Below are 20262 nucleotides of genomic sequence, written 5' to 3' on the forward strand. Positions count from 1 at the left end.
ACTACTTCGCCTTCGCGATGTCGGTGTCGATCTGCTTCGCGGTGCGCTCCAGGCCTGCCTTCAGGTCCTTCTCGGCGCCCTTCTCGTACTGGTAGCCGAAGTCCTGCAAGGTGTTGAGGTGGGCGGAGCCGTTGACGGCGCCCGCCGGGGTGTTGGACTTCGGGTGCTGCGCGATGTCGAGGAAGGTCTTGAACTCCGGGTCGTTCTTCAGTGCCGGCGACTTCAGTGCCGCGAACGTGGACGGCACGTTGTGGATGGCGTTGGAGAACTCCACGACGGCGTTGGTGTCGGTCGCCATGTACTTCACCAGCTCCCACGCGGCGTTCTGCTTCTTGCTCTGCGGGGCGATGCCCAGCACCGTGCCCGACAGGAAGCCCCTGCCGTAACTGTCCTTCTGGCTGTCGGGGACCGGCATCGGGGCGACCCCGATCCCGAACGGCACCTTGGCGTCCTTGGCCATCCCCAGCCGCCACTCGCCGTCCAGCTGCATGGCCACCTGGCCGGTGTGGAAGGGGTGCTTGGCACTGAACTCGTTGCCGAAGGTGGCCCGGTACTTCTCCAGCTTGGGGAGGCCGCCCAGGTCGTCCACGAGCTTCTTCTGCGTGGTGAGCATCTCCGCGAACGCCGGGTCCTTGGCGATGTTGGACTTGCCGTCCTTGTCGAAGTACTCGGGGCCCCAGGAGCCCAGGTAGTGCTCGGTGGTCGTCTCGTAGCCGTGGAAGTTCGGCATGAAGCCGAGCTGTTCGTAGCTGTCGCCCTTGGTCTTCGTCAGCTTCTTCGCGGTCGCGGCGAGCTCGCTGTACGTCTCGGGCGCCTTGGTGATGCCGGCCTTCGCGAAGGCGTCCTTGTTGTAGTAGAGCCCGTACGCGTCCGTCAGCAGTGGCAGCGCGCAGCGCTTCCCGGCGAACTGCGTGTAGTCGAGCAGCACCTTCGGGAAGGTCTTCTCCAGGTCCAGCTTCGACTTCTCGATGAACGGCTTCAGGTCGGCGAAGGCGCCCGAGGAGCAGAACTTCCCGATGTTGGACGTCGTGAACGACGACACGACGTCAGGACCGGTGGAACTGTTGGTGCGCAGCGCCTGGTTGAGCTTGTCGTCGTTGATGTTGCCGACGACATTCACCTTGATGTGGGGGTATGCCTTCTCGAAGCGAGCGATGTTCTCCTTGACCGCCTTGACCTCGCTCGGGGCGGCCCAGCCGTGCCAGAAGTTGATCGTCGTGGCCGCGTTCGGGTCGTCCTTCGCCACGTCGCCGGCGGAGCCGGTACAGGCGGTGGCGACCACGGATATCGCGGCGACGGCGGCAGCGGCGGCGGACAGACGGCGGTTTCTGCGCATGACGGAACTCCCAGGGGCAGGGCGGGGAACGCGTGGATCGCGGGGGGCGGACGGGGACGGGCAGTGGCACTAGCGCGACGTGGTGTCGAACACTTCGTCGCGGGTGGCCTCCAGGGCGCTTTGCAGCGCACCTCTCAGCACGGGGTCCTGCTGGATCTCGCCGATCACGAGACGCGGACGGGGCGCGGCCAGATCGGCCAGCTCCGTCTGTACGAGGGCGCGCAGCGGCTCGCCGCCCGAGGCGACCACCGCCCCGGACAGCACGATCAGTTCGGGGTCGAGCACGGCCACCACGGACGCCAGGCCCACGGCGAGCCGGTGCGCGTACTCCGGGAGCAGACCGGCCAGTTCTGGCTCCCCGGCCGCCGCGCGGCCGAGCAGTCCGGTCGCCACCGGCACCGCGGGCTGCTCCGGGGTGTCCACGCCGAGCCGCTTGGCGATCCGCGGCACGGCGACGGGCCCCACCAGTTCCTGGAAGCCGCCGCCGTTGGCCTGGGCCACCCGCCGGATCAGCGGCGCGCCGGGCACCGGCAGGAAGCCCACCTCGCCCGCGCCACCGGTCCAGCCGCGGTGCAGCCGGCCGCCGAGCACCAGCGCGGCGCCCAGGCCTTCCTCCGCCCACAGCAGCACGAAGTCCTGGTGGCCGCGTGCCGCGCCCAGCCGCTGCTCGGCGACCGCCGCCAGGTTCACGTCGTTCTCGTACTCCACCGGCATCGGCAGCACCGCCGCCAGCTCGTCGAGCAGTGTGGGGGAGTGCCAGCCGGGCAGGTGCGAGGCGTACCGCAGGCGACCGGTGCTCGGGTCGAAGGCGCCCGGCGTGCCGATCACGACCCGGTGCAGGTCGGCGCGGGTGAGCCCGGCGTCCTTGGCCGCTCCGTCGACCGCCTGCGTCACCTGGCGCACGACACCCTCGGCGGTCCGTCCGGGGGTGGCCAGTTCGAAGCTGCCGACGGCGACGCCCGTGAGGCCGGCGACAGCGGCGCGGATCCGCTCCGGGGTCACGTCGAGTGCGGCGACGTGGGCGGCGCCCGCGTTCACCGCGTACAGCTGGGCGCCGGGGCCGGGGCGGCCCTCGGTGGTGCCGGTGACGACGACGAGGCCGGCCGCTTCGAGGCGGGCCAGGAGCTGGGAGGCGGTCGGCTTGGAGAGGCCGGTCAGCTTGCCGATCCTGGTCCGGGAGAGGGGGCCGTGGGCCAGCAGAAGATCAAGTGCGGCCCGGTCGTTCATCGCCCGCAGCACGCTCGGGGTGCCCGGGGTACCCGGCGGTCCCGCCATGACGGAGTCACCTGCCTCTCGGCTGCCTGCTCTCCCAACCCCACCGCGCTGTTAGGAAAGTTTCCTATTCGATGAGAGGAACGTAAGGGGCGGTGAAGGGACCGTCAATGGGAAGCGCCGGGGAGGCAACCAAAGCGTTACCTGCCGGGGCCGCCCGGGTGCCTCTCACCGGGCTGCCTCCCGCGCGGGGCGCGAGAGGCAGCAGGGATGCGAGACGCAGCAGAGGCGCGAGAGGCAGCAGGGGCACGAGCGCTACACGGAGGGGAAACGGCAGGGTGGTCAGGGCTTGTGGAGAGGGGGGCCGGGAGTCGCCGGACCCGAGCCCGGGGTGGCACCGGCCGGCGGGATCGGAGCGCTCGCCAGGGCCTGCGGCGACGTCGGATTGGCCATGGCGGACGGCGCGGCGACCCCTGCCGAGGCGTCCACCGCCTCGCTCTCCAGCACCGGGACCGGCCCGCCGACGATCCGGATGCCCGCCTCGTCGAACGCCTGCTTCACCCGCCAGCGCAGTTCCCGCTCCACCCCGAGCGCCTTGCCCGGCATGGTCTTGGCGGACAGCCTGACGATCATCGAGTCGAGCAGTACGGAGTCCAGGCCGAGGACCTCGATGGGGCCCCAGAGCCGCTCGTTCCACGGCTCGGCCTTCGCCATGTCCTCCGCCACCCCGGCGAGCACGGTCCTGATGTTCTCCAGGTCCTCCGTCGGGCGGACCTGGACGTCGATGCCCGCCGTGGCCCAGCCCTGGCTGAGGTTGCCGATCCGCTTGACCTCGCCGTTGCGGACGTACCAGATCTCGCCGTTGTCGCCCCGCAGCTTGGTGACCCGCAGACCGACCTCGATGACCTCGCCGGAGGCCACGCCGGCGTCGATGGTGTCGCCCACCCCGTACTGGTCCTCCAGGATCATGAACACGCCGGACAGGAAGTCGGTGACCAGGTTCCGCGCGCCGAAGCCCAGCGCCACACCGGCCACACCGGCGCTCGCCAGCAGCGGCGCGAGGTTGATGTTCAGCGCGCCCAGCACCATCAGCGCGGCCGTGCCGAGAATCAGGAACGACGCCACCGACCGCAGCACGGAACCGATCGCCTCGGAACGCTGGCGCCGCCGCTCCGCGTTGACCAGCAGTCCGCCCAGCGCGGTGCCCTCCACCGCCTGGGCGCTGTTGTTCATGTGCGCTATCAGCTTGGTGATCGTGCGCCGGATCACCGTCCGCAGCACGGTGGCGATGATGATGATCAGGAGGATGCGCAGGCCGACGCTCAGCCAGGTGGACCAGTTCTGCTCCACCCAGCTCGCGGCGTTGCCCGCCCGCTCGGCCGCCTCGCCGAGCGTGTCGGGGTCGGCTGGCGGTTCTGCGATCAATAGGGCGGACCAGGACACTGCGGGCACCTCCATGCGATGTGGCAGACCCATCACACTAACGGGGCAAGGTGAAGGGCCCCGGCGATACGGGGGCACCGGCCCTGTGGTCCGTGACACCCCGCGGACCGGTTCCCGGTTGTGCCGCAGAACACGTGTGGCCCATTACCCGGACGTGGTGGCGCCGCGACCAGGCATGAGGGGAGACTGTTCCTGCATCGTCCCGGCGCGAGCCACGCGCCGCCGGCGTACAAGGAGGCATCCGTGCCGCATGTCCTGGTCCTCAACGCGTCGTACGAGCCGCTCGGCGTCGTACCGCTCCGCCGCGCGCTCGTCCTCGTCCTGGAGAACAAGGCACTCTGCCTCGAGGAGTCCGGCGCCTTTCTGCGCAGTGCGACCCGTGTCGTCCCCGCGCCCAGCGTGGTCCGGCTCAAACGGTTCGTGCGGGTCCCCTACCGGGGGCCCGTTCCTCTCACCCGCCGTGCGCTCTTCGCCAGGGACGGCGGGCGCTGTATGTACTGCGGTGGCGTCGCAACCAGCGTCGACCACGTCATTCCGCGCAGTCGCGGCGGACAGCACGCCTGGGAGAACGTGGTGGCGGCCTGTCGCCGCTGCAATCACGTCAAGGCGGACCGGCATCTCCTGGAACTCGGCTGGCGGCTGCGCCATCAGCCCGCCCCGCCGTCCGGTCTGGCCTGGCGCATCATCGGGACCGGGCACAGGGATCCGCGCTGGCTTCCCTACCTGCAACCGTTCGGCGCGGACGACGCCCTGGCCCGGATCGACGGCATCTCAGCCTGAGACCGGGATTTTTTGTTTCCGCGCGGACGTACGACGCCGGGGTTGAGCGGGTGCTCAACCCCGGCGTCGTACCCGCCCGCCAGCTCTTGAGCACCCGCTCAACGCCAGTGCCGTCGGCTCTTGAGCACCCGCTCAACCTCAGTGCGTCAGCCCTTGAGCACTCGCTCAACCTCTGCTCGGGCGACGCCCCGCCCCCCCCGCACGGCTCAGTCCGGGGCCACCTCGTACGCCTCCACGGACCACAGCGAGTACCCGAACCGGGTGGCCCGCTCGTCGCCCTGGACCCTGACGAAACGCGTGTCGGGTGCGTCGAAGCGGACCGTCTCGCGGCCGCCCCTGCCGTCCCGCACAGTGGCCGCCGTGCGCCAGTTGCGGCCGTCCGCCGACACCTGCACGCGGTAGGCCCTGGCGTACGCGTCCTGCCAGGACAGCTCCAGCCTGCCGAGCCTGGCCGGCCGCGACAGCTCAGCCTGCCACCACGCGGAAGGCCCGGCAGGAGAGGACCAGCGGGTTCCGGCGTCGCCGTCGGACGCCGCGGCCGCCGGGAAACCAGCCGTCTCGTCGCCCGAGGACGACGCCGTGGAACCGCGCAGCAGCTCGGGACCGCCGGTGCGCGGGGCGACCCGTACGGTCAGGATCTGCTCCTCGCCGCCCGCGAACGACACCGGGACCCGGTACTCGCCCGCCACCGCGCCCTTCGCGGCCCTGATCTCCAGCGGCACCGAGGCGTCCGTGCCGCGCGGCACGACGGTCGCCTTCGGCGCCACCACCTCGATGCCCTTGGGCGCCCTGGCGCGCAGCTCGCCGCGCACCTCGCCGGGCCGCTGCCCGTTCAGCGCGGCCCGCACGTGCGCGGGCGCGCCACCGATCTCCACGTCCGTCTCCGTGCGGGAGAGGGTGAGCCTGGCCTGCGGTTCGTCCTCGAACCACGGCACCACCCGGCGCACGGCCGGCGCCCGCGCACCCCAGGCGATCCGCACCGCGTCCACGCGCGCGCCGCCGACCGCGGTCTGCGTCCAGCCGTCCGCGGTGAGCACACCGACGCGCCGCCAGCCCTCACCCGGCAGGTGCACCTCGACGGTGGCGTCGCTCTCCCCGGGGTCGGCCATCGTCGTCACCGCCGTCACCGGGCGCGGGTGCTTGAGCCGCACCGTGTACGAGCCCGGCCCCTGCGAGACCGGGGCGGGCGCGCGGTCCGCGCCGGTCCACGCGGCGCCCTGCCCCACCGCCCTCGACAGGAACGGGTCCAGTACGCCCTTGCCGACGGTGACCCGGGGGCCCTTCAGCTCCGTCACCGAACCGTCCAGGGCGCGTGACGCCCGCCAGGCGGCGGCACCGTCCCCCGCGGCCTGCGCCTGCAGCATGTCGACCGCCTGCTCACCCGCCGTGCCGTACAGCGCGAGCCGGTCCAGCCAGGGCCGCACTTCGTCGTCGAAGGCTCCGCCGGCCGCCCGGCCGAGGCGCCGCGGGCTCTCCTTCATCACCGTGAACGCGGCCCGCAGCCGCGCGGCCGCCGCATCGCGCTTCGCGGCGTCACCGGCCGAACGGGACTTCCAGAACGCGTCCATCAGCGGACGCAGGTACGCCGACTCGTGCGACGGGTCGAGGATCGAGGAGGCGTGGTTCCCGGCGAACGCGCGCAGCGCCTCCCCGGCCCCCTCGTCGTCGCCCGCCAGATCGTCGATCGCCGCCCGCCAGGACTCCTGCGGTTGGTAACCCCGCGGGTTCCAGGCGAAGTCGGCGGCCGTGAACAGCGGAATGCGCGACGCGGAGGGCTGCTCCATCGCGTTGGACAGCAGGGCGGCACTGCGGCTCGCCACGGCGGGCTCACGGCCCGTGTAGGGGCCCAGGAAAATACGGCCGGGCGCGTAGTCGTTGACCGGGTAGTTGTCCATGGTGACCAGCGGGTGCCCGAACGCGGCCCGGGTGGTGACCAGTTCGCGCCCGCTGATGGTGCGCGGCACCGCACCGACCCCGGTCCACGCGACCTGCACACGAGGGTCGAGCTCGGCCGCCAGAGCACGCCGGTAGGCGGTCGCCCCCGACTGGTAGAACTCGGTCGGCATCATCGACAACGGCTCGCTGCCGGGATGCCGTTCGGCGAGATGGCGGGCCACCGCACTGGCCACGCGCGCGTGGGCCCTGGCGGCCGCCTCCGGGCCCGACCCGAAGACGTCGGCGTCCTGGCCGCAGTGCCACTCGCTGTAACTGACGTCCTGGAACTGCAGCTGGAAGACCCGCACCCCCAGGGCCCACATCGAGTCCACCTTGCGGGCCAGCGCCTGCACGTCCCGCTCGTCCGACATGCACATCGCCTGCCCCGGGGCCACCGCCCAGCCCAGCGACACGTGGTTGCGCCTCGCGTGCTCGGCGAGCACCCGGAACCCGGACCGCTCCGCCGCCGGGTACGGCTCACGCCACTGCGCCTGGCGGTACGGGTCGTCGCCCGGCGCGTAGAGGTAGCGGTTCTGCTTGGTGCGGCCCATGAAGTCGATCTGGGCGAGCCGCTGTTCCGTGCTCCAGGGGCGGCCGTAGAAGCCCTCCGTCATGCCCCGCACCGCCGTTCCCGGCCAGTCGCGCACGGTGACCGCGGCGATCTCGGAGGAACCGCCGGCCCCCTTGCGCACCAACTGCCGCAGGGTCTGCGCCGCATGGAACATCCCGTCGGCCCCGGCACCGTCCAGGGCGACCGTGTCACGGCCGGCGAACTGCCCCACCGCGATCCGGTAACCGCCCGCGGGCAGGTCGTCCCGCGCGGGGGCGCGCAGCGCCCGCAGCGCGTCGTCGGCGCCGCCCGCCCTGACCACCAGACCGCGCGGCGGCAGCGCCTCGCCCGGAGCACTCTCGTACAGGGTGTGCGCACCCGCGCTCCTGAGCACACTGCGCAGGACGTCCACGGCATACGGATCGGTGCCCGGCGCCACCACCAGCACCGCCTGGTCTCCGACCGGCACCGCCCTGCCCGCCGCGCGCATCGTGTGCGGGCGCGGCCACACGGGCGGCAGGGACGCCGCGTTCTCCCCCTCGCGCGCGGCGGGAGCGGGGACGTCCGGGGCGGGCGGGGCGGCCACGGCCCCCGGCGCACCGCCGAGCAGACCACCCATCACCGCGAAGGCGACGGCGGTCGCTCCCCTCCTGCGCCCCAGCTGCACGCCGTACTCCTAGGTTCTCGTCGCTGTGCTGTCCCTGCATCCGGCCGGGCGTCAGGACCCGACCGGATCCGGACCCGACCGCTTCCGGACCCGGCCGTTTCCGGACCCGGACGGGAGTCCTGAACATGCCTGTCCTTGAACCGGCCAAGTGTCCCGAACGTGCCCGTTCCCGGACCCGGTCGTCCGCGAACCTGTTCCCCCACGCTGTCGCGCACGCGCGCCGACCCCATCACCCGTCCGCCGGGGGTGTCAATGCGGGCAACTGCTGTGCCGCATTTGCACCATGGGGTACGGCGGACAGTCTGCGGTCGTCCGTACGATTCCTTCAACTTCTTCCGTCAACTCCCGCCACGGGGAGGAACATGTGACCCGTCTCACGTTCCGGGGCCGGACAGGTCTGCCGTCGCGCCCACTGGGTATGGCTGCTGTAGTCCGCGTTCCCCATCAAGGGAGGCCCTCCGTGGCCGCTTCCGCCCAGCTCCTCTTCTCGGCCCTTTCCCCCCAGGTCTCGGGCCCCGACTCGGGTCTCGACGGATCCTGTGCCTGCGGCTGCGCCGAGCCGCCCCTCACCAGCGAGCCGCCGCTCGCCGACGCCGCGCCGCTGACCAGTGAGCCGCCGCTCACCGATGCGACGCCCCTCACCAGCGAGCCCTCGTCGTACGGAACGGCGTCCGGCATGGAGTACCCGGGCTACTGATGGCAGCCGAGCCCGTGTCACCGCAGCCGCCCGCGGAGTCCGACGCGCTCGCCCGCCTGGCCGCCCTGCACGGCGTCGCCACGTCCTACGCGCCGTCCGAGGACCGCACGGTCCGCGTCCCTGACGCCACCGTCGTCGCTGTCCTGGCCGCACTCGGCGTCGACGCCGCCACACCGGAGGCGATCGACACCTCCCTCGCCGCCCACGAGAGCGCCGCCCGCGCCGCCCTGCTGCCCCCGACGCTCGTCCTGTGGCAGGAGGCACCAGCCCTGCCCGCAGCCCTGGCCGCACTCCCGCCGGGCACGTCCGTGCGCGTGGCGACGGAGGGAGGCGAGACGCGCACGTGGCCGGTGCAGGAGCCGGAGGACGCCACCACCCCTCCGCCCACGCCGGACTCCTCCTGGGCCCGGCTCCCCCTCGGGGTGCACGACCTCGACGTCCGGCTGCCCGACGGCCGGGAGGGCTCCTGCCACCTGATGGTCGCGCCGGACCGGGTGTCGCAGCCGCGGGGCCCCCGGCACGGGTTCCTGGTGCAGCTCTACTCGGTGCTCTCCACGCGCTCCTGGGGCATGGGGGACCTGGGTGACTTAAGAGAACTGGCCGGCTGGGCGGGGCGTGCGCACGGGGCCGGGTTCGTCCAGGTCAACCCGCTGCACGCCGCCGTACCCGGCACCCCGACCGACCCGTCCCCGTACCGCCCCTCCTCCCGGCGCTTCCCCGACCCGGTGCACCTGCGGATCGAGGACGTGCCCGAACACGGATACGTCACCGGGGCGGCCGGCCGCGAACGGCTCGCGGAGCTGACCGAGCGGGCCGCCGCCCTGCGCGCCGACGTCCTGCACAAGGGCGCCCTGATCGACCGGGACGCCGTCTGGGACCTCAAGAAGCAGGCCCTGGAGATCCTGGCGGCAGTACCGCTGGGCCCCGGCCGCAGCGCCGCCTACTGCGAGTTCCTCGCCGCCCAGGGCCAAGCGCTGGAGGACCACGCCACCTGGTGCGCGCTCACCGAACTGCACGGGCCCGACCGCCGCGACTGGCCCGGCGCACTCGCCGACCGCCACTCCGCCGACACCGCCCGCGCCCGCACCGCCCTGCGCGACCGCATCGACTTCTACTCCCGCCTCGCCTGGCTCACCGACGAACAGCTCGCCGCCGCCCAGCGGGAGGCCCGCGCCGCCGGCATGACCGTGGGACTCGTGCACGACCTCGCCGTCGGCGTGCACCCCGCGGGCGCCGACACCTGGGCGCAGCCGGACGCCTACGCGCCGGGGATGTCGGTCGGCGCGCCCCCCGACGCGTTCAACGCGCTCGGCCAGGACTGGGGCCTGCCGCCCTGGCGCCCCGACGCGCTCGCCGCGTCGGGTTACTCCCCGTACCGCGGCCTGCTGCGCGGCATCCTGAGGCACGGCGGCGCGATCCGCATCGACCACGTCATGGGCCTGTTCCGCCTCTGGTGGGTGCCCGAGGGGCACGATCCCGCCGACGGGACGTACGTCCGCTACGACGCGGAGGCCATGCTCGCCGTCCTCGTCCTGGAGGCGCACCGGGCGGGCGCCGCCGTCGTCGGTGAGGACCTCGGCACCGTGGAGCCGGGCGTCCGCGACGCGCTCGCCGCGCGCGGCGTGCTCGGCACCTCGGTGCTCTGGTTCGAGCGCGACTGGACCGGCACCGGCCGCCCGTTGCCCCCCGGCACCTGGCGCGAGGGCTGCGTCGCCACCGCCACCACCCACGACCTGCCCTCCACCGCCGCCCGCCTGACCGGCGACCACGTCGCCCTGCGCCACCGGCTCGGGCTGCTGACCCGCCCGTTCGCGCAGGAGCGCGCCGAGGACGCGGCGGAGGTCACCGAATGGCTGACCTGCCTGGCCGGGCTCGGACTGCTGCCCGAAGGCGTGGGCGGTGCGGGTGAGGAGGCGGCCGTGCGCGCCGTCCACCGGTTCCTGCTGCGCACCCCGGCCCGGATGGTGGGGGTGTGGCTGCCGGACACGGTCGGCGACCGCCGCCCGCAGAACCTCCCCGGTACCTGGGACCAGTACCCCAACTGGCGGCTGCCCCTCGCCGACGCCGAGGGACGTCCGCTCACCCTGGAGGAACTGGTCCTCTCGCCACGGCTGCACGCCCTGATGGAGACGATCCGCGCCGAGGGCCGAGGGGGGCCGGGCCCCGGACCGGGAGCAGACCCGGGCGCGGGCCCGGGCCCGAGTGCAGGCCCCGGCCCGAGTGCAGGCCAGGGCGCGGGCCCGAGCCCGGGTGCAGGCGCGGGAACGGGCCCCGGAGCTGGGGCGCCACCTCTTACGGCACCCCCGGGCGCGCGCCCCGCTTAGTCGTTCGCTACTTTTGCACCGTGGACAAGAAGAACGCTCTGCGCGCCGGCGCTGTCGCGACCGGTACGACGCTGATGATGCTGCTCCTGTCGTCTCCCGCGCTCGCGGCCGTACGGGACGACGGTGACGACCCGGGCCCCGGCCTGAGTGTGGCCGAGACCCTCGGTCTCTTCGTGGTGGCCCCGATCGGCCTGTTCGTGATCATCGCCGGCCTGGTGATGGTGCTGGACAAGTCCCGCAAGCAGATCTGACCGCTCCGGCGCACATCTGACCGCTCCGGCGGCCGGACCGCACGGAACCTCTCCGAGGGCGCTGCCCGCCCGTACTCACCTCGTACGGGCCGGCAGCGCCCTCGGCGTGTGCGCGGCACCCCTTACCGTTCAGTTCTGCTGAAGAGATTCGTCGAAAAGTTTCGATAGACCTGAATGTGTCCCGGGTGTGACGGTGGGTCCCTCACCAGGAACCACCGATCACCCCAGGGGGCAGCGATGGCACTTCTCGACCGCATCCGCACACCGACCACCACGACGTCCGCGAGCCCGGCAGAGAAGAGCGCCGCGAAGAAGGGCGCCGTCCTCGGCCTCCTGCTCGCGCTCCTCGCCACCGTGGTCTGGTCCGGCAGTTTCGTCACCTCGCGCGGACTGCACGACTCCGTGCCGCCCGTCCAGGCCGCCTTCTGGCGCTGGATGGTGGCGCTGCTCGCCGTCGCCCCCTTCGCGCTCCGCGAGACCTGGCGCCAACGCGCCCTGATCCGCCGCCACCTGGGCTTCCTCACCCTCGCCGCCCTGCTCGGCGTCACCGTCTACAACACCCTCGTCAACCAGGCGGGACTCGACACCCCGGCCGGCACCATGGGCATGATCATGGCCGCATCCCCGGTCGTCATGGCGGGCTACGAACGCCTCGCCGGGCAGCGCCTGGGCGCCCGCAGGGCCGTCGGCATGCTGGTCGCCTGCGCCGGAGTGCTGCTCCTGGTCAGCAAGGGTTCGCTGACGCCGGCACTGTCCGTCGGTGCCTTCTGGATGATCGCCGCCGCCCTCTGCTTCGGCTCGTACAGCGCCCTGCTGCGGCGCAGGCCGGCCGGGATCGGCGGACTCGCCCTCCTCTTCTGCACCTTCGTGCTCGGCGCGCTGATGCTGGCCCCCGCGTACGGCATCAGCCTCGCCGTCCAGGGCGGCTTCGAGGCCCGCCCCGGTACGGTCGGCCCGCTGGTCTACGTCGGCGTGTTCTCCTCCGCCGTCGCCTTCTTCGCCTGGAACAAGGCCATCTCACTGATCGGCGCGGCCCGCGCCGGAATCGTCTACTACCTGCAGCCGGTGTGCGTCGCTCTGCTCTCGTTCGCCGTCCTGGGCGAGCGGATGGGCCCGCTCCAGGTCCTCTGCATGGTGCTGATCCTGGGCGGCGTGATCCTGGGTGCCGGTGCGGGTACCAGTGCCGGTACTAGTGCCCGTGCCGGTGCCGGTACTCGTGCCCGTGCCGGAGCCGGTGCCGGGTCCCGTCAGTAGGTCGGCCGGAAGACCTGCCCCGGCTGCGGGAGGGCCGGGGCGATCAGCTGCGGCACGGTCACCAGGGTGTACCCCCGCTTCTTCAGCTGCGCGACGATGCCAGGCACCGCGGGGACCGTACCGTCGTAGATGTCGTGCAGCAGGACGATCCCGTCCCGCTTCGCCTGGGCGAGTACCCGGGACTCGATGAGGGCGGAGTCGGTCGTCGCGTAGTCGCGGGCGGTGTTGTCCCACAGCACCAAGGAGAGGCCGAGATCCCGGGCGACGCCGGTGACCATGGGGTTGGTACGGCCCTGGGGCGGGCGCATCAGGGTGGGCGCGCGGCCCGTGACGTCCGCGATCGCCTTCTGCGTGCGGGCCAGCTCGTCCCGTACCTCGGCCTCGCTGTGGTTGACCAGAATGCGGTGGGTCCACGTGTGGTTGGCGACCTCGTGGCCCTCGCGGGCCATCCGGCGCACCACGTCCGGATAGCGGGTGACGTGCTTGTCGCCGAGCAGGAAGAAGGTCGCGGGCACCTGCTCCCGCCGGAGGATGTCGAGCAGCCGCGCGGTGTCCCTGCCGGGGCCGCCGTCGAAGGTCAGCGCGATGCACTTGGCGACCCGGCAGTCGGTCGTCCCGGACGCCTTCGCCCTGGCGTCCGCGTCGCGGCCCTGGGCCACCCCCGCCTGGAAGCGGACCAGGTCGGGCGCGTCCGGCTCGACCGCACAGCCCCCCAGTACGAGGGAAAGGGCCGCCACTGCCGCCGCGACCGCCGAACGCCCGTATCTCTTCCGCCCATTCACCGCCCGACCGTATCGCGCGCCGGCCGGTGCCGGCGGGGCCGGGGGTTCCGGTGGGATTCCGGATAGGTTGCGGTCATGGCCGAGTGGGACATCAAGAAGCTGCGGATCCTGCGCACCCTGCGCGACCGGGGCACCGTGACCGCGACGGCCGAGGCGCTGCTGATGACGCCCTCGGCCGTCTCCCAGCAGCTCTCCAACCTGGCGAAACAGCTGGACGTGACACTGCTCGAAGCACACGGGCGGCGGGTCCGCCTCACCGACGCCGCACACCTCGTACTGCGCCACGCGGAAGCCGTCTTCGCCCAGCTGGAGCGGGCCGAGGCCGAGTTGCAGGGGTATGCGCAGGGGGAGGTGGGGGAGGTGCGGATCGGGGCCTTCTCCACGGCCGTGCCCGCGCTCGTCGTACCCGCCGTCCGCCGCCTGCGCGAGACGCACCCGGGACTGGAGGTGCGGGTACGGGAGGCGGAGGCCGCGGAGGCGTACGAACTGCTGTCGGCGGGGGCGGTGGACCTGGCGCTGTCGCTGGCCGCGCACGCGCCGACGGAGCGGGACCCGGCCTTCGCGCGCGTGCCGCTGCTGGCCGACCCGCTCGACGTCGCGCTGCCCGCCGGACACCCGCTGGCCTCCACCGCCGGGCTGCGGCTCGCGGACCTCGCGGGTGAGCGGTGGATCTTCGGCGGGAGCGGGCCGTGGTCGGAGATCACCACGGCGGCCTGCGAGGCGGCGGGCTTCGTACCCGAGCAGGCCCACAGCGCTGCGGGGTGGACGGCCATCCTGGCCATGGTGGAGGCCGGGATGGGCGTGGCGCTCGTGCCGCGGATGGCGGTCGCCGAGCGGGCTGTGGGCGGGGTCGCGGTCCGGGTGCTCGGCGGGGACCAGCCGCGGCGGCACGTGGTGGCGGCGGTGCGGCGGGGCGCGGAAGGCGGTGCGGGGGTGGCGCGCGTGCTCGCCGCCCTCCGCGACGCGGTGCCCGTCCCCTGAGACCGCGGCCGGGACGAACCGGCCCGGCCCCGGCGGCACCCAAGGACCAGGACCGACGAACCTTTCGTATCTGCTTAAGGGACCGTTCGGAAACATTCGATGGACCTGAGGGGTGTCGGCGGGGGACAGTCGGCACATGACGCCGAAGCCCGCGCCCCAGGAAGATCCCCACGCCAACGATGCCTCCCCGTACGCCGGAGGCGACCCGTACGCCGACTACCGGACCGCAGGTGACGACACCGCGGCCTTCGCCGGCCTCGTCGACCTCGCCGACCGCCGCCTCGGCGCGGGCGTCATCGCCGCCAACGACGAGTTCTTCGCCGAGCGCGAGAACCTCCTGATCCGCGAGCGCGCCGTCTTCGACCCGGAGCACTTCGGGCACAAGGGCAAGATCATGGACGGCTGGGAGACCCGCCGCCGGCGCGGCACCGACGCCGCCCACCCCTTCCCCGGGCCCGAGGACCACGACTGGGCGATCATCCGCCTCGGCGCGGCGGGCGTCATCCGCGGCATCGTCGTCGACACCGCCCACTTCCGCGGCAACTACCCGCAGCGCGTCAGCATCCAGGCCACCGCCGTCGAGGGCTCCCCGAGCCCGGAGCAGCTGCTGGCCGACGACGTGAAGTGGGAGGAGATCGTGCCCGTCACGCCGGTCAAGGGGCACGCGGCCAACGCGTTCGCGATCTCCGTCGAGCGCCGCTTCACCCACGTCCGTCTCTGCCAGCACCCCGACGGCGGCATCGCCCGTCTGCGCGTGCACGGCGAGGTCGTGCCGGACCCCGAGTGGCTCCAGCTGCTCGGCACCGTCGACCTCCTCGCCGTACAGAACGGCGGCACCTACGAGGACGCGTCCGACAAGTTCTACTCCTCGCCCACCCAGATCATCCTGCCCGGCACCTCGCGCAAGATGGACGACGGCTGGGAGAACCGCCGCCGCCGCGTCCGCGGCACCAACGACTGGGTGCGCTTCAAGCTGCTCGCCCAGGGCGCCGTCCGCGCCGTCGAGATCGACACCGCGTACCTCAAGGGCAACTCGGCCGGCTGGATCGCGCTCAGCGGCCGCAACGGCGACAGCGGCGACTGGTTCGAGATCCTGCCGCGCACCAGGCTCCAGCCCGACACCCTGCACCGCTTCAAGCTACCGGCGCAGGCCGTCGCCACCCATGTGCGCCTCGACGCCTTCCCCGACGGCGGCGTCGCCCGCATGCGGCTGCACGGCACCATAACCGAGCAGGGCCAGGCCGGACTCACCGCCCGCTACCGGGACCTGAGCAGCTAGCCGCACCGCACAGACCACCGTGCGTGCGGTCGACACCGGTCCCGCACGCACGGGTACGACAGAGGGCCCCGGCGCACACCCACCCGCGCCGGGGCCCTCCTCCCATGTCACAGCGACACGGTGCTACGAGGCGGCAGCCCCGTCGGCCGCCTGCGCCTTGAGCGCCCGCTCCACGCCCGACCGCGACTCCGACATCAGGCGCCGCAGTCCCGCACTCGGCTCCGCCGACGCCAGCCAGGCGTCCGTCGCGTCCAGCGTCTCCTGCGACACCTGGAGCGTCGGGTACAGGCCGACCGCGATCTGCTGCGCGATCTCGTGCGAGCGTGCGTCCCACACGCCCTTGACCGCCGCGAAGTACTTCTGCGCGTACGGGGCGAGCAGCTCGCGCTGGTCGGTCTGCACGAAGCCGCCGATGACCGCCTCCTGGAGGGAGTTGGTCAGCTCGTCGGACTCCACGACCGACGCCCAGGCCTCCGCCTTCGCCTCCTCGGTCGGACGCGCCGCCCGGGCCGAGGCCGCGTGCTGCTTGCCCGCCGAGGTGTTGTCCCGCGCCAGCTCCGCCGCGATCTCGTCCTCGTCGACCACGCCGACGGCCGCAAGACGGTTCACGAACGCCCAGCGCAGGTCGGTGTCGACGGCCAGGCCCTCGACCGACTCCGCGCCCTCCAGCAGCCCCCGCAGCAGGTCCAGCTGCTGCGGCGTACGGGCGGTGGCGGCGAACGCCCGCGCCCAGGCCAGCTGGTGGTCGCTGCCCGGTTCCGCCGACCGCAGATGGGCCAGCGTCGCCTCCGTCCACTGGTTCAGCCCGGCCTCGCGCCAGGAAGGCGCCGCGTACAGGTCGAGCGCCAGCTTCACCTGGCGGTGCAGCGACTGCACCACGCCGATGTCCGACTCCTTGGAGATCCCGGACAGCACCAGCGCCAGGTAGTCGCGGGCCGCCAGTTCGCCGTCGCGCGTCATGTCCCAGGCCGAGGCCCAGCACAGCGCACGCGGCAGCGACTCGGCGAAGTCGCCCAGGTGCTCGGTGACGAAGGCCAGCGACTGCTCGTCGAGGCGCACCTTGGCGTACGAGAGGTCGTCGTCGTTGAGGAGCACGACGGCGGGGCGCGGGCGGCCCGCCAGCTCGGCCACCGGCGTCAGTTCGCCGTCGACGTCCAGCTCGACGCGGCCGGTGCGCACCAGCTTGCCCGCGTCGTCCAGGTCGTACAGGCCGACCGCGATGCGGTGCGGACGCAGCGTCGAGGAACCCTTGGCGCCGGCCGGCAGCGCGGGCGCCTCCTGCCGGACCGCGAAGGAGGTGATGACACCGTCCGCGCCGGTCTCGATCTCCGGGCGCAGGACATTGATCCCGGCCGTCTGCAGCCACTTCTGCGACCAGTTCTTCAGATCGCGGCCACTGGTCCGCTCCAGGGCGCCCAGCAGATCGCTCAGCTGGGTGTTCCCGAAGGCGTGCGCCTTGAAGTACGCCTGCACGCCCGCGAAGAACTCGTCCATGCCGACGTACGCCACCAGCTGCTTGAGCACCGAGGCGCCCTTGGCGTAGGTGATGCCGTCGAAGTTGACCAGCACGTCGTCCAGGTCACGGATGTCCGCCATGATCGGGTGCGTCGAGGGCAGCTGGTCCTGGCGGTACGCCCACGTCTTCATGGAGTTGGCGAACGTGGTCCACGAGTGCGGCCACTTCGAGCCCTCCGCGTACGCCTGGCAGGCGATGGAGGTGTAGGTGGCGAACGACTCGTTCAGCCACAGGTCGTTCCACCACTCCATGGTGACCAGGTCACCGAACCACATGTGGGCGAGCTCGTGCAGGATCGTCTCGGCGCGCACCTCGTACGCGGCGTCCGTCACCTTCGAGCGGAACACGTACTGGTCGCGGATGGTCACCGCGCCCGCGTTCTCCATCGCGCCCGCGTTGAACTCCGGCACGAACAGCTGGTCGTACTTGGCGAACGGGTAGGCGTAGTCGAACTTCTCCTGGAACCAGTCGAAGCCCTGGCGGGTGACCGCGAAGATGTCCTCCGCGTCCAGGTGCTCGGCCAGCGAAGGGCGGCAGTAGATGCCCAGTGGTACCCGCTGCCCGTCCTTGCCCACGTACTCCGAGTGCACGGCGTGGTACGGGCCCGCGATCAGCGCGGTGATGTACGTCGAGATGCGCGGCGTCGGCTCGAAGGCCCAGACGTCGTCCTTCGGTTCCGGCGTCGGCGAGTTGGAGATCACGGTCCAGCCGGACGGCGCCTTCACGGTGAACCGGAAGGTCGCCTTGAGGTCGGGCTGCTCGAACGACGCGAACACCCGCCGTGCGTCCGGCACCTCGAACTGGGTGTAGAGGTAGGCCTGCTCGTCGACCGGGTCGACGAAACGGTGCAGACCCTCACCCGTGTTGGTGTACGCGCAGTCCGCGACCACCTTCAGCTCGTTCGCACCGGCGCGCAGTCCCGCGAGGGCGATCCGCGAGTCCGCGAACACCGCATTCGCGTCAAGCGCCTCGCCGTTCAGCACGACCTCGTGCACCGTGGGCGCCACGAGGTCGATGAAGCTCGCCCCGTCCTCGGCCGCCTCGAACCGCACCGTGGTCACCGAACGGTACGTGCCGCCCTCCTGCGCACCACTGAGGTCGAGCTCGACCTCGTACGCATCAACCGTGAGCAGCCGCGCCCGCTCCTGCGCCTCTTCGCGGGTCAGATTCGTACCAGGCACCCTGTCATCTCCTCGGATCGTGACGTTCTGGGCCATCCTTCCACGCGGTGGGCCCCCGGCGGGAGACGGATTTTCCGGCGCGGGGGTGCGGGGGCGCCCGGATGACGCGCGAAAGCGGGGCGGGACCCGCGAAGGTCCCGCCCCGCCCCGTGCCCGCCCGGCTCAGCCGTTGAGCTCAGCCGCCACCAGCTCGGCGATCTGCACCGCGTTCAGGGCCGCGCCCTTGCGGAGGTTGTCGCCGGAGAGGAACAGTGCGAGGCCGTTGTCGACGGTCTCGTCCACGCGGATGCGGCCCACGTAGGAGACGTCCTGGCCCGCGGCCTCCAGCGGCGTCGGAATCTCGGAGAGCGCCACACCGGGAGCGCCGCCGAGCAGCTCGTACGCGCGCTCCACGCTGAGCGGTCGCTCAAAACGCAGGTTGACCTGGAGCGAGTGGCCCGAGAAGACCGGCACGCGCACACAGGTGCCGGAGACCTTCAGCTCCGGAATCTCCAGGATCTTGCGGGACTCGTTGCGGAGCTTCTGCTCCTCGTCGGTCTCGAAGGAGCCGTCGTCGACAATGTTGCCGGCCAGCGGCAGCACGTTGAAGGCGATCGGCTTCTTGTAGACCTGCGGCTCGGGCAGCTCCACCTTGTCGCCGCCGTGGGTGAGCTCGGCCGCCTCCTCGACGACCTTCTTCACCTGGCCGTCGAGCTCGGCGACACCGGCCAGACCGGAGCCGGAGACGGCCTGGTAGGTGGTGGCGATCATCGCGAGGAGGCCGGCCTCGCCGTGCAGCGGCTTCAGCACCGGCATCGCGGCCATGGTCGTGCAGTTCGGGTTGGCGATGATGCCCTTGGGGCGGTCGGCCACCGCGTGCGGGTTGACCTCGGACACCACGAGGGGCACCTCGGGGTCGCGGCGCCAGGCGGAGGAGTTGTCGATGACGACGGCGCCCTGCGCGGCGACCTTCTCGGCGAGGGCCTTGGAGGTGGAGCCTCCGGCGGAGAAGATCACGATGTCGAGGCCGGTGTAGTCGGCCGCCGAGGCGTCCTCGATGGTGACCGGCTTGCCGTCCCACTCCCGCGTCGAACCGGCGGACCTGGCGGAGGCGAACAGGCGCAGCTCCGTCACCGGGAACTTCCGCTCCGCGAGGATCCGCAGCACAACTCCGCCGACCTGACCGGTGGCTCCGACGATTCCGACCCTCACGGTGACTCCTCAGTCCTCTGTGTGTGCAGGTATGACGACCTGCGGCGATGGCACCCATGATGCGGGAGGTGCCATCCGGCTTGTCCAATCGATTGTCCGAAGGACGGACGCGCTGTCCCGGCCGATTCTGCGAACGCCGGGACACAGGGTCCCTGCCCCCGGGATGCTCGGGTCATGACTGTGACAAAGAACAAGTGGACACCGACCCACGGCGACCCCTACCGGCCGGTTCCCTACACCCCCGCCCGGATGGACCCGGCCGCATCCCTGGCCCGCGCCGCCGAGCTCCGTGCCCGGATGGACGAGCGCCGCACGGTCCGCCAGTTCTCCCCCGACCCCGTGCCCGACCAGGTGATACGCGACGCCATCGCGTGCGGCGCGACCGCACCCTCCGGCGCCCACCAGCAGCCCTGGACCTTCGTCCTGGTCAAGGACGCGGACGTACGCCGCCGGATCCGCGAGGCCGCCGAGGAGGAGGAGCAGCTCTCCTACGAGGGCCGGCTCGGCGAGGAATGGCTCGACGCGCTGCGCCCGCTGGGCACCGACGAGGTGAAGCCCCACCTCACCGACGCCCCCGCCCTGATCGTCGTCTTCCAGCAGCGCTACTGGCTCGCCGATGACGGCACCAAGCGCAAGCACTACTACGTCGACGAGTCGGTGGGCATCGCGGTCGGCATGCTGCTCTCCGCCCTCCACCTCTCCGGGCTCGCCGCCCTCGTCCACACCCCGAGCCCCATGCGCTTCCTCTCCGAGGTGCTGGGCCGCCCGGTCAACGAGAAGGCGTTCGCGGTGATCCCGGTCGGCTACCCGGCGGACGACTGCCAGGTCCCCGACCTGGTCCGCAAGTCGCTCGACCAGGTCATGGTCGAGATCTAGCACGGGG

Annotated in this window: 15 protein-coding genes; 8 read left to right on the forward strand and 7 right to left on the reverse strand. The window is 72.3% G+C overall.

What is annotated here, in order from left to right; genetic code table 11:
• Position 1 precedes the first annotated feature (1 nt).
• The 3 genes from ACFWVV_RS27255 to ACFWVV_RS27265 form a co-directional block, all read right to left on the reverse strand.
• Entirely contained in the window at positions 2–1336 is a 1335-nt protein-coding gene (locus ACFWVV_RS27255; protein ID WP_384341911.1) for an ABC transporter substrate-binding protein, read from the reverse strand.
• A gap of 69 nt (positions 1337–1405) precedes the next feature.
• Positions 1406–2611, reverse strand: coding sequence for an ROK family transcriptional regulator (locus ACFWVV_RS27260; protein ID WP_384341909.1), 1206 nt, complete (start codon positions 2609–2611; stop codon positions 1406–1408).
• Positions 2612–2890: 279 nt separating this feature from the next.
• Positions 2891–3991 carry a mechanosensitive ion channel family protein gene (locus tag ACFWVV_RS27265; protein ID WP_384341907.1) on the reverse strand — a complete coding sequence of 367 codons (1101 nt, stop codon included), beginning with the start codon at positions 3989–3991 and terminating at the stop codon, positions 2891–2893.
• A 243-nt stretch (positions 3992–4234) separates the two neighbouring features.
• Between ACFWVV_RS27265 and ACFWVV_RS27270 the strand changes: the two genes are divergently transcribed.
• Positions 4235–4771: an HNH endonuclease gene (locus tag ACFWVV_RS27270; protein ID WP_384341906.1), complete on the forward strand. Its 537-nt coding sequence runs from the start codon at positions 4235–4237 to the stop codon at positions 4769–4771.
• Positions 4772–4977: 206 nt separating this feature from the next.
• Here the strand turns inward: ACFWVV_RS27270 and ACFWVV_RS27275 are convergent, their stop codons facing one another.
• The gene (locus ACFWVV_RS27275; protein ID WP_384341904.1) at positions 4978–7923 is read right to left on the reverse strand and encodes a beta-N-acetylglucosaminidase domain-containing protein; all 2946 of its coding nucleotides are present in this window, start codon (positions 7921–7923) and stop codon (positions 4978–4980) included.
• 460 nt (positions 7924–8383) lie between these two features.
• Between ACFWVV_RS27275 and ACFWVV_RS27280 the strand changes: the two genes are divergently transcribed.
• The 4 genes from ACFWVV_RS27280 (at position 8384) to ACFWVV_RS27295 (ending at position 12449) form a co-directional block, all read left to right on the forward strand.
• On the forward strand, positions 8384–8620 hold the full coding sequence (locus tag ACFWVV_RS27280; protein WP_384341903.1) for a hypothetical protein: 237 nt from the start codon (positions 8384–8386) through the stop codon (positions 8618–8620).
• Entirely contained in the window at positions 8620–10944 is a 2325-nt protein-coding gene (gene malQ / locus ACFWVV_RS27285; protein ID WP_384341902.1) for a 4-alpha-glucanotransferase, read from the forward strand. Before ACFWVV_RS27280 ends, malQ begins: the two co-directional genes overlap by 1 nt.
• Positions 10945–10964: 20 nt before the next feature.
• On the forward strand, positions 10965–11195 hold the full coding sequence (locus tag ACFWVV_RS27290) for a hypothetical protein (protein ID WP_384341900.1): 231 nt from the start codon (positions 10965–10967) through the stop codon (positions 11193–11195).
• 237 nt (positions 11196–11432) lie between these two features.
• Positions 11433–12449, forward strand: a complete 1017-nt coding sequence (locus ACFWVV_RS27295) for a DMT family transporter (protein ID WP_384341898.1) — start codon at positions 11433–11435, stop codon at positions 12447–12449.
• On the opposite strand, the gene ACFWVV_RS27300 is transcribed toward ACFWVV_RS27295, so the two are convergent.
• Positions 12443–13231 carry a polysaccharide deacetylase family protein gene (locus tag ACFWVV_RS27300; protein WP_384341896.1) on the reverse strand — a complete coding sequence of 263 codons (789 nt, stop codon included), beginning with the start codon at positions 13229–13231 and terminating at the stop codon, positions 12443–12445. The two genes, ACFWVV_RS27295 and ACFWVV_RS27300, sit on opposite strands and share 7 nt — an antisense overlap.
• 75 nt (positions 13232–13306) lie before the next feature.
• Here ACFWVV_RS27300 and ACFWVV_RS27305 point away from each other — a divergent pair, with 75 nt between their 5' ends.
• Complete coding sequence (locus ACFWVV_RS27305) at positions 13307–14212, forward strand: LysR family transcriptional regulator (RefSeq protein ID WP_384341895.1); 906 nt, start codon at positions 13307–13309, stop codon at positions 14210–14212.
• Positions 14213–14348: 136 nt separating this feature from the next.
• Positions 14349–15491 (forward strand): allantoicase, encoded by a 1143-nt coding sequence (gene alc, locus ACFWVV_RS27310; RefSeq protein ID WP_384341893.1) that lies wholly within the window; start codon positions 14349–14351, stop codon positions 15489–15491.
• 123 nt (positions 15492–15614) lie between these two features.
• On the opposite strand, the gene pepN is transcribed toward alc, so the two are convergent.
• Positions 15615–18188 carry an aminopeptidase N gene (gene pepN, locus ACFWVV_RS27315; protein WP_384341892.1) on the reverse strand — a complete coding sequence of 858 codons (2574 nt, stop codon included), beginning with the start codon at positions 18186–18188 and terminating at the stop codon, positions 15615–15617.
• Between the two features lie 162 nt (positions 18189–18350).
• Entirely contained in the window at positions 18351–19379 is a 1029-nt protein-coding gene (locus tag ACFWVV_RS27320; protein WP_384341890.1) for an aspartate-semialdehyde dehydrogenase, read from the reverse strand.
• A gap of 174 nt (positions 19380–19553) precedes the next feature.
• On the opposite strand from ACFWVV_RS27320, the gene ACFWVV_RS27325 reads away from it, so the two are divergent.
• Positions 19554–20255, forward strand: coding sequence for a nitroreductase family protein (locus ACFWVV_RS27325; protein WP_384341888.1), 702 nt, complete (start codon positions 19554–19556; stop codon positions 20253–20255).
• Positions 20256–20262: the final 7 nt, after the last annotated feature.

This window comes from Streptomyces sp. NPDC058663, from assembly GCF_042716745.1.
Lineage (GTDB): Bacteria > Actinomycetota > Actinomycetes > Streptomycetales > Streptomycetaceae > Streptomyces.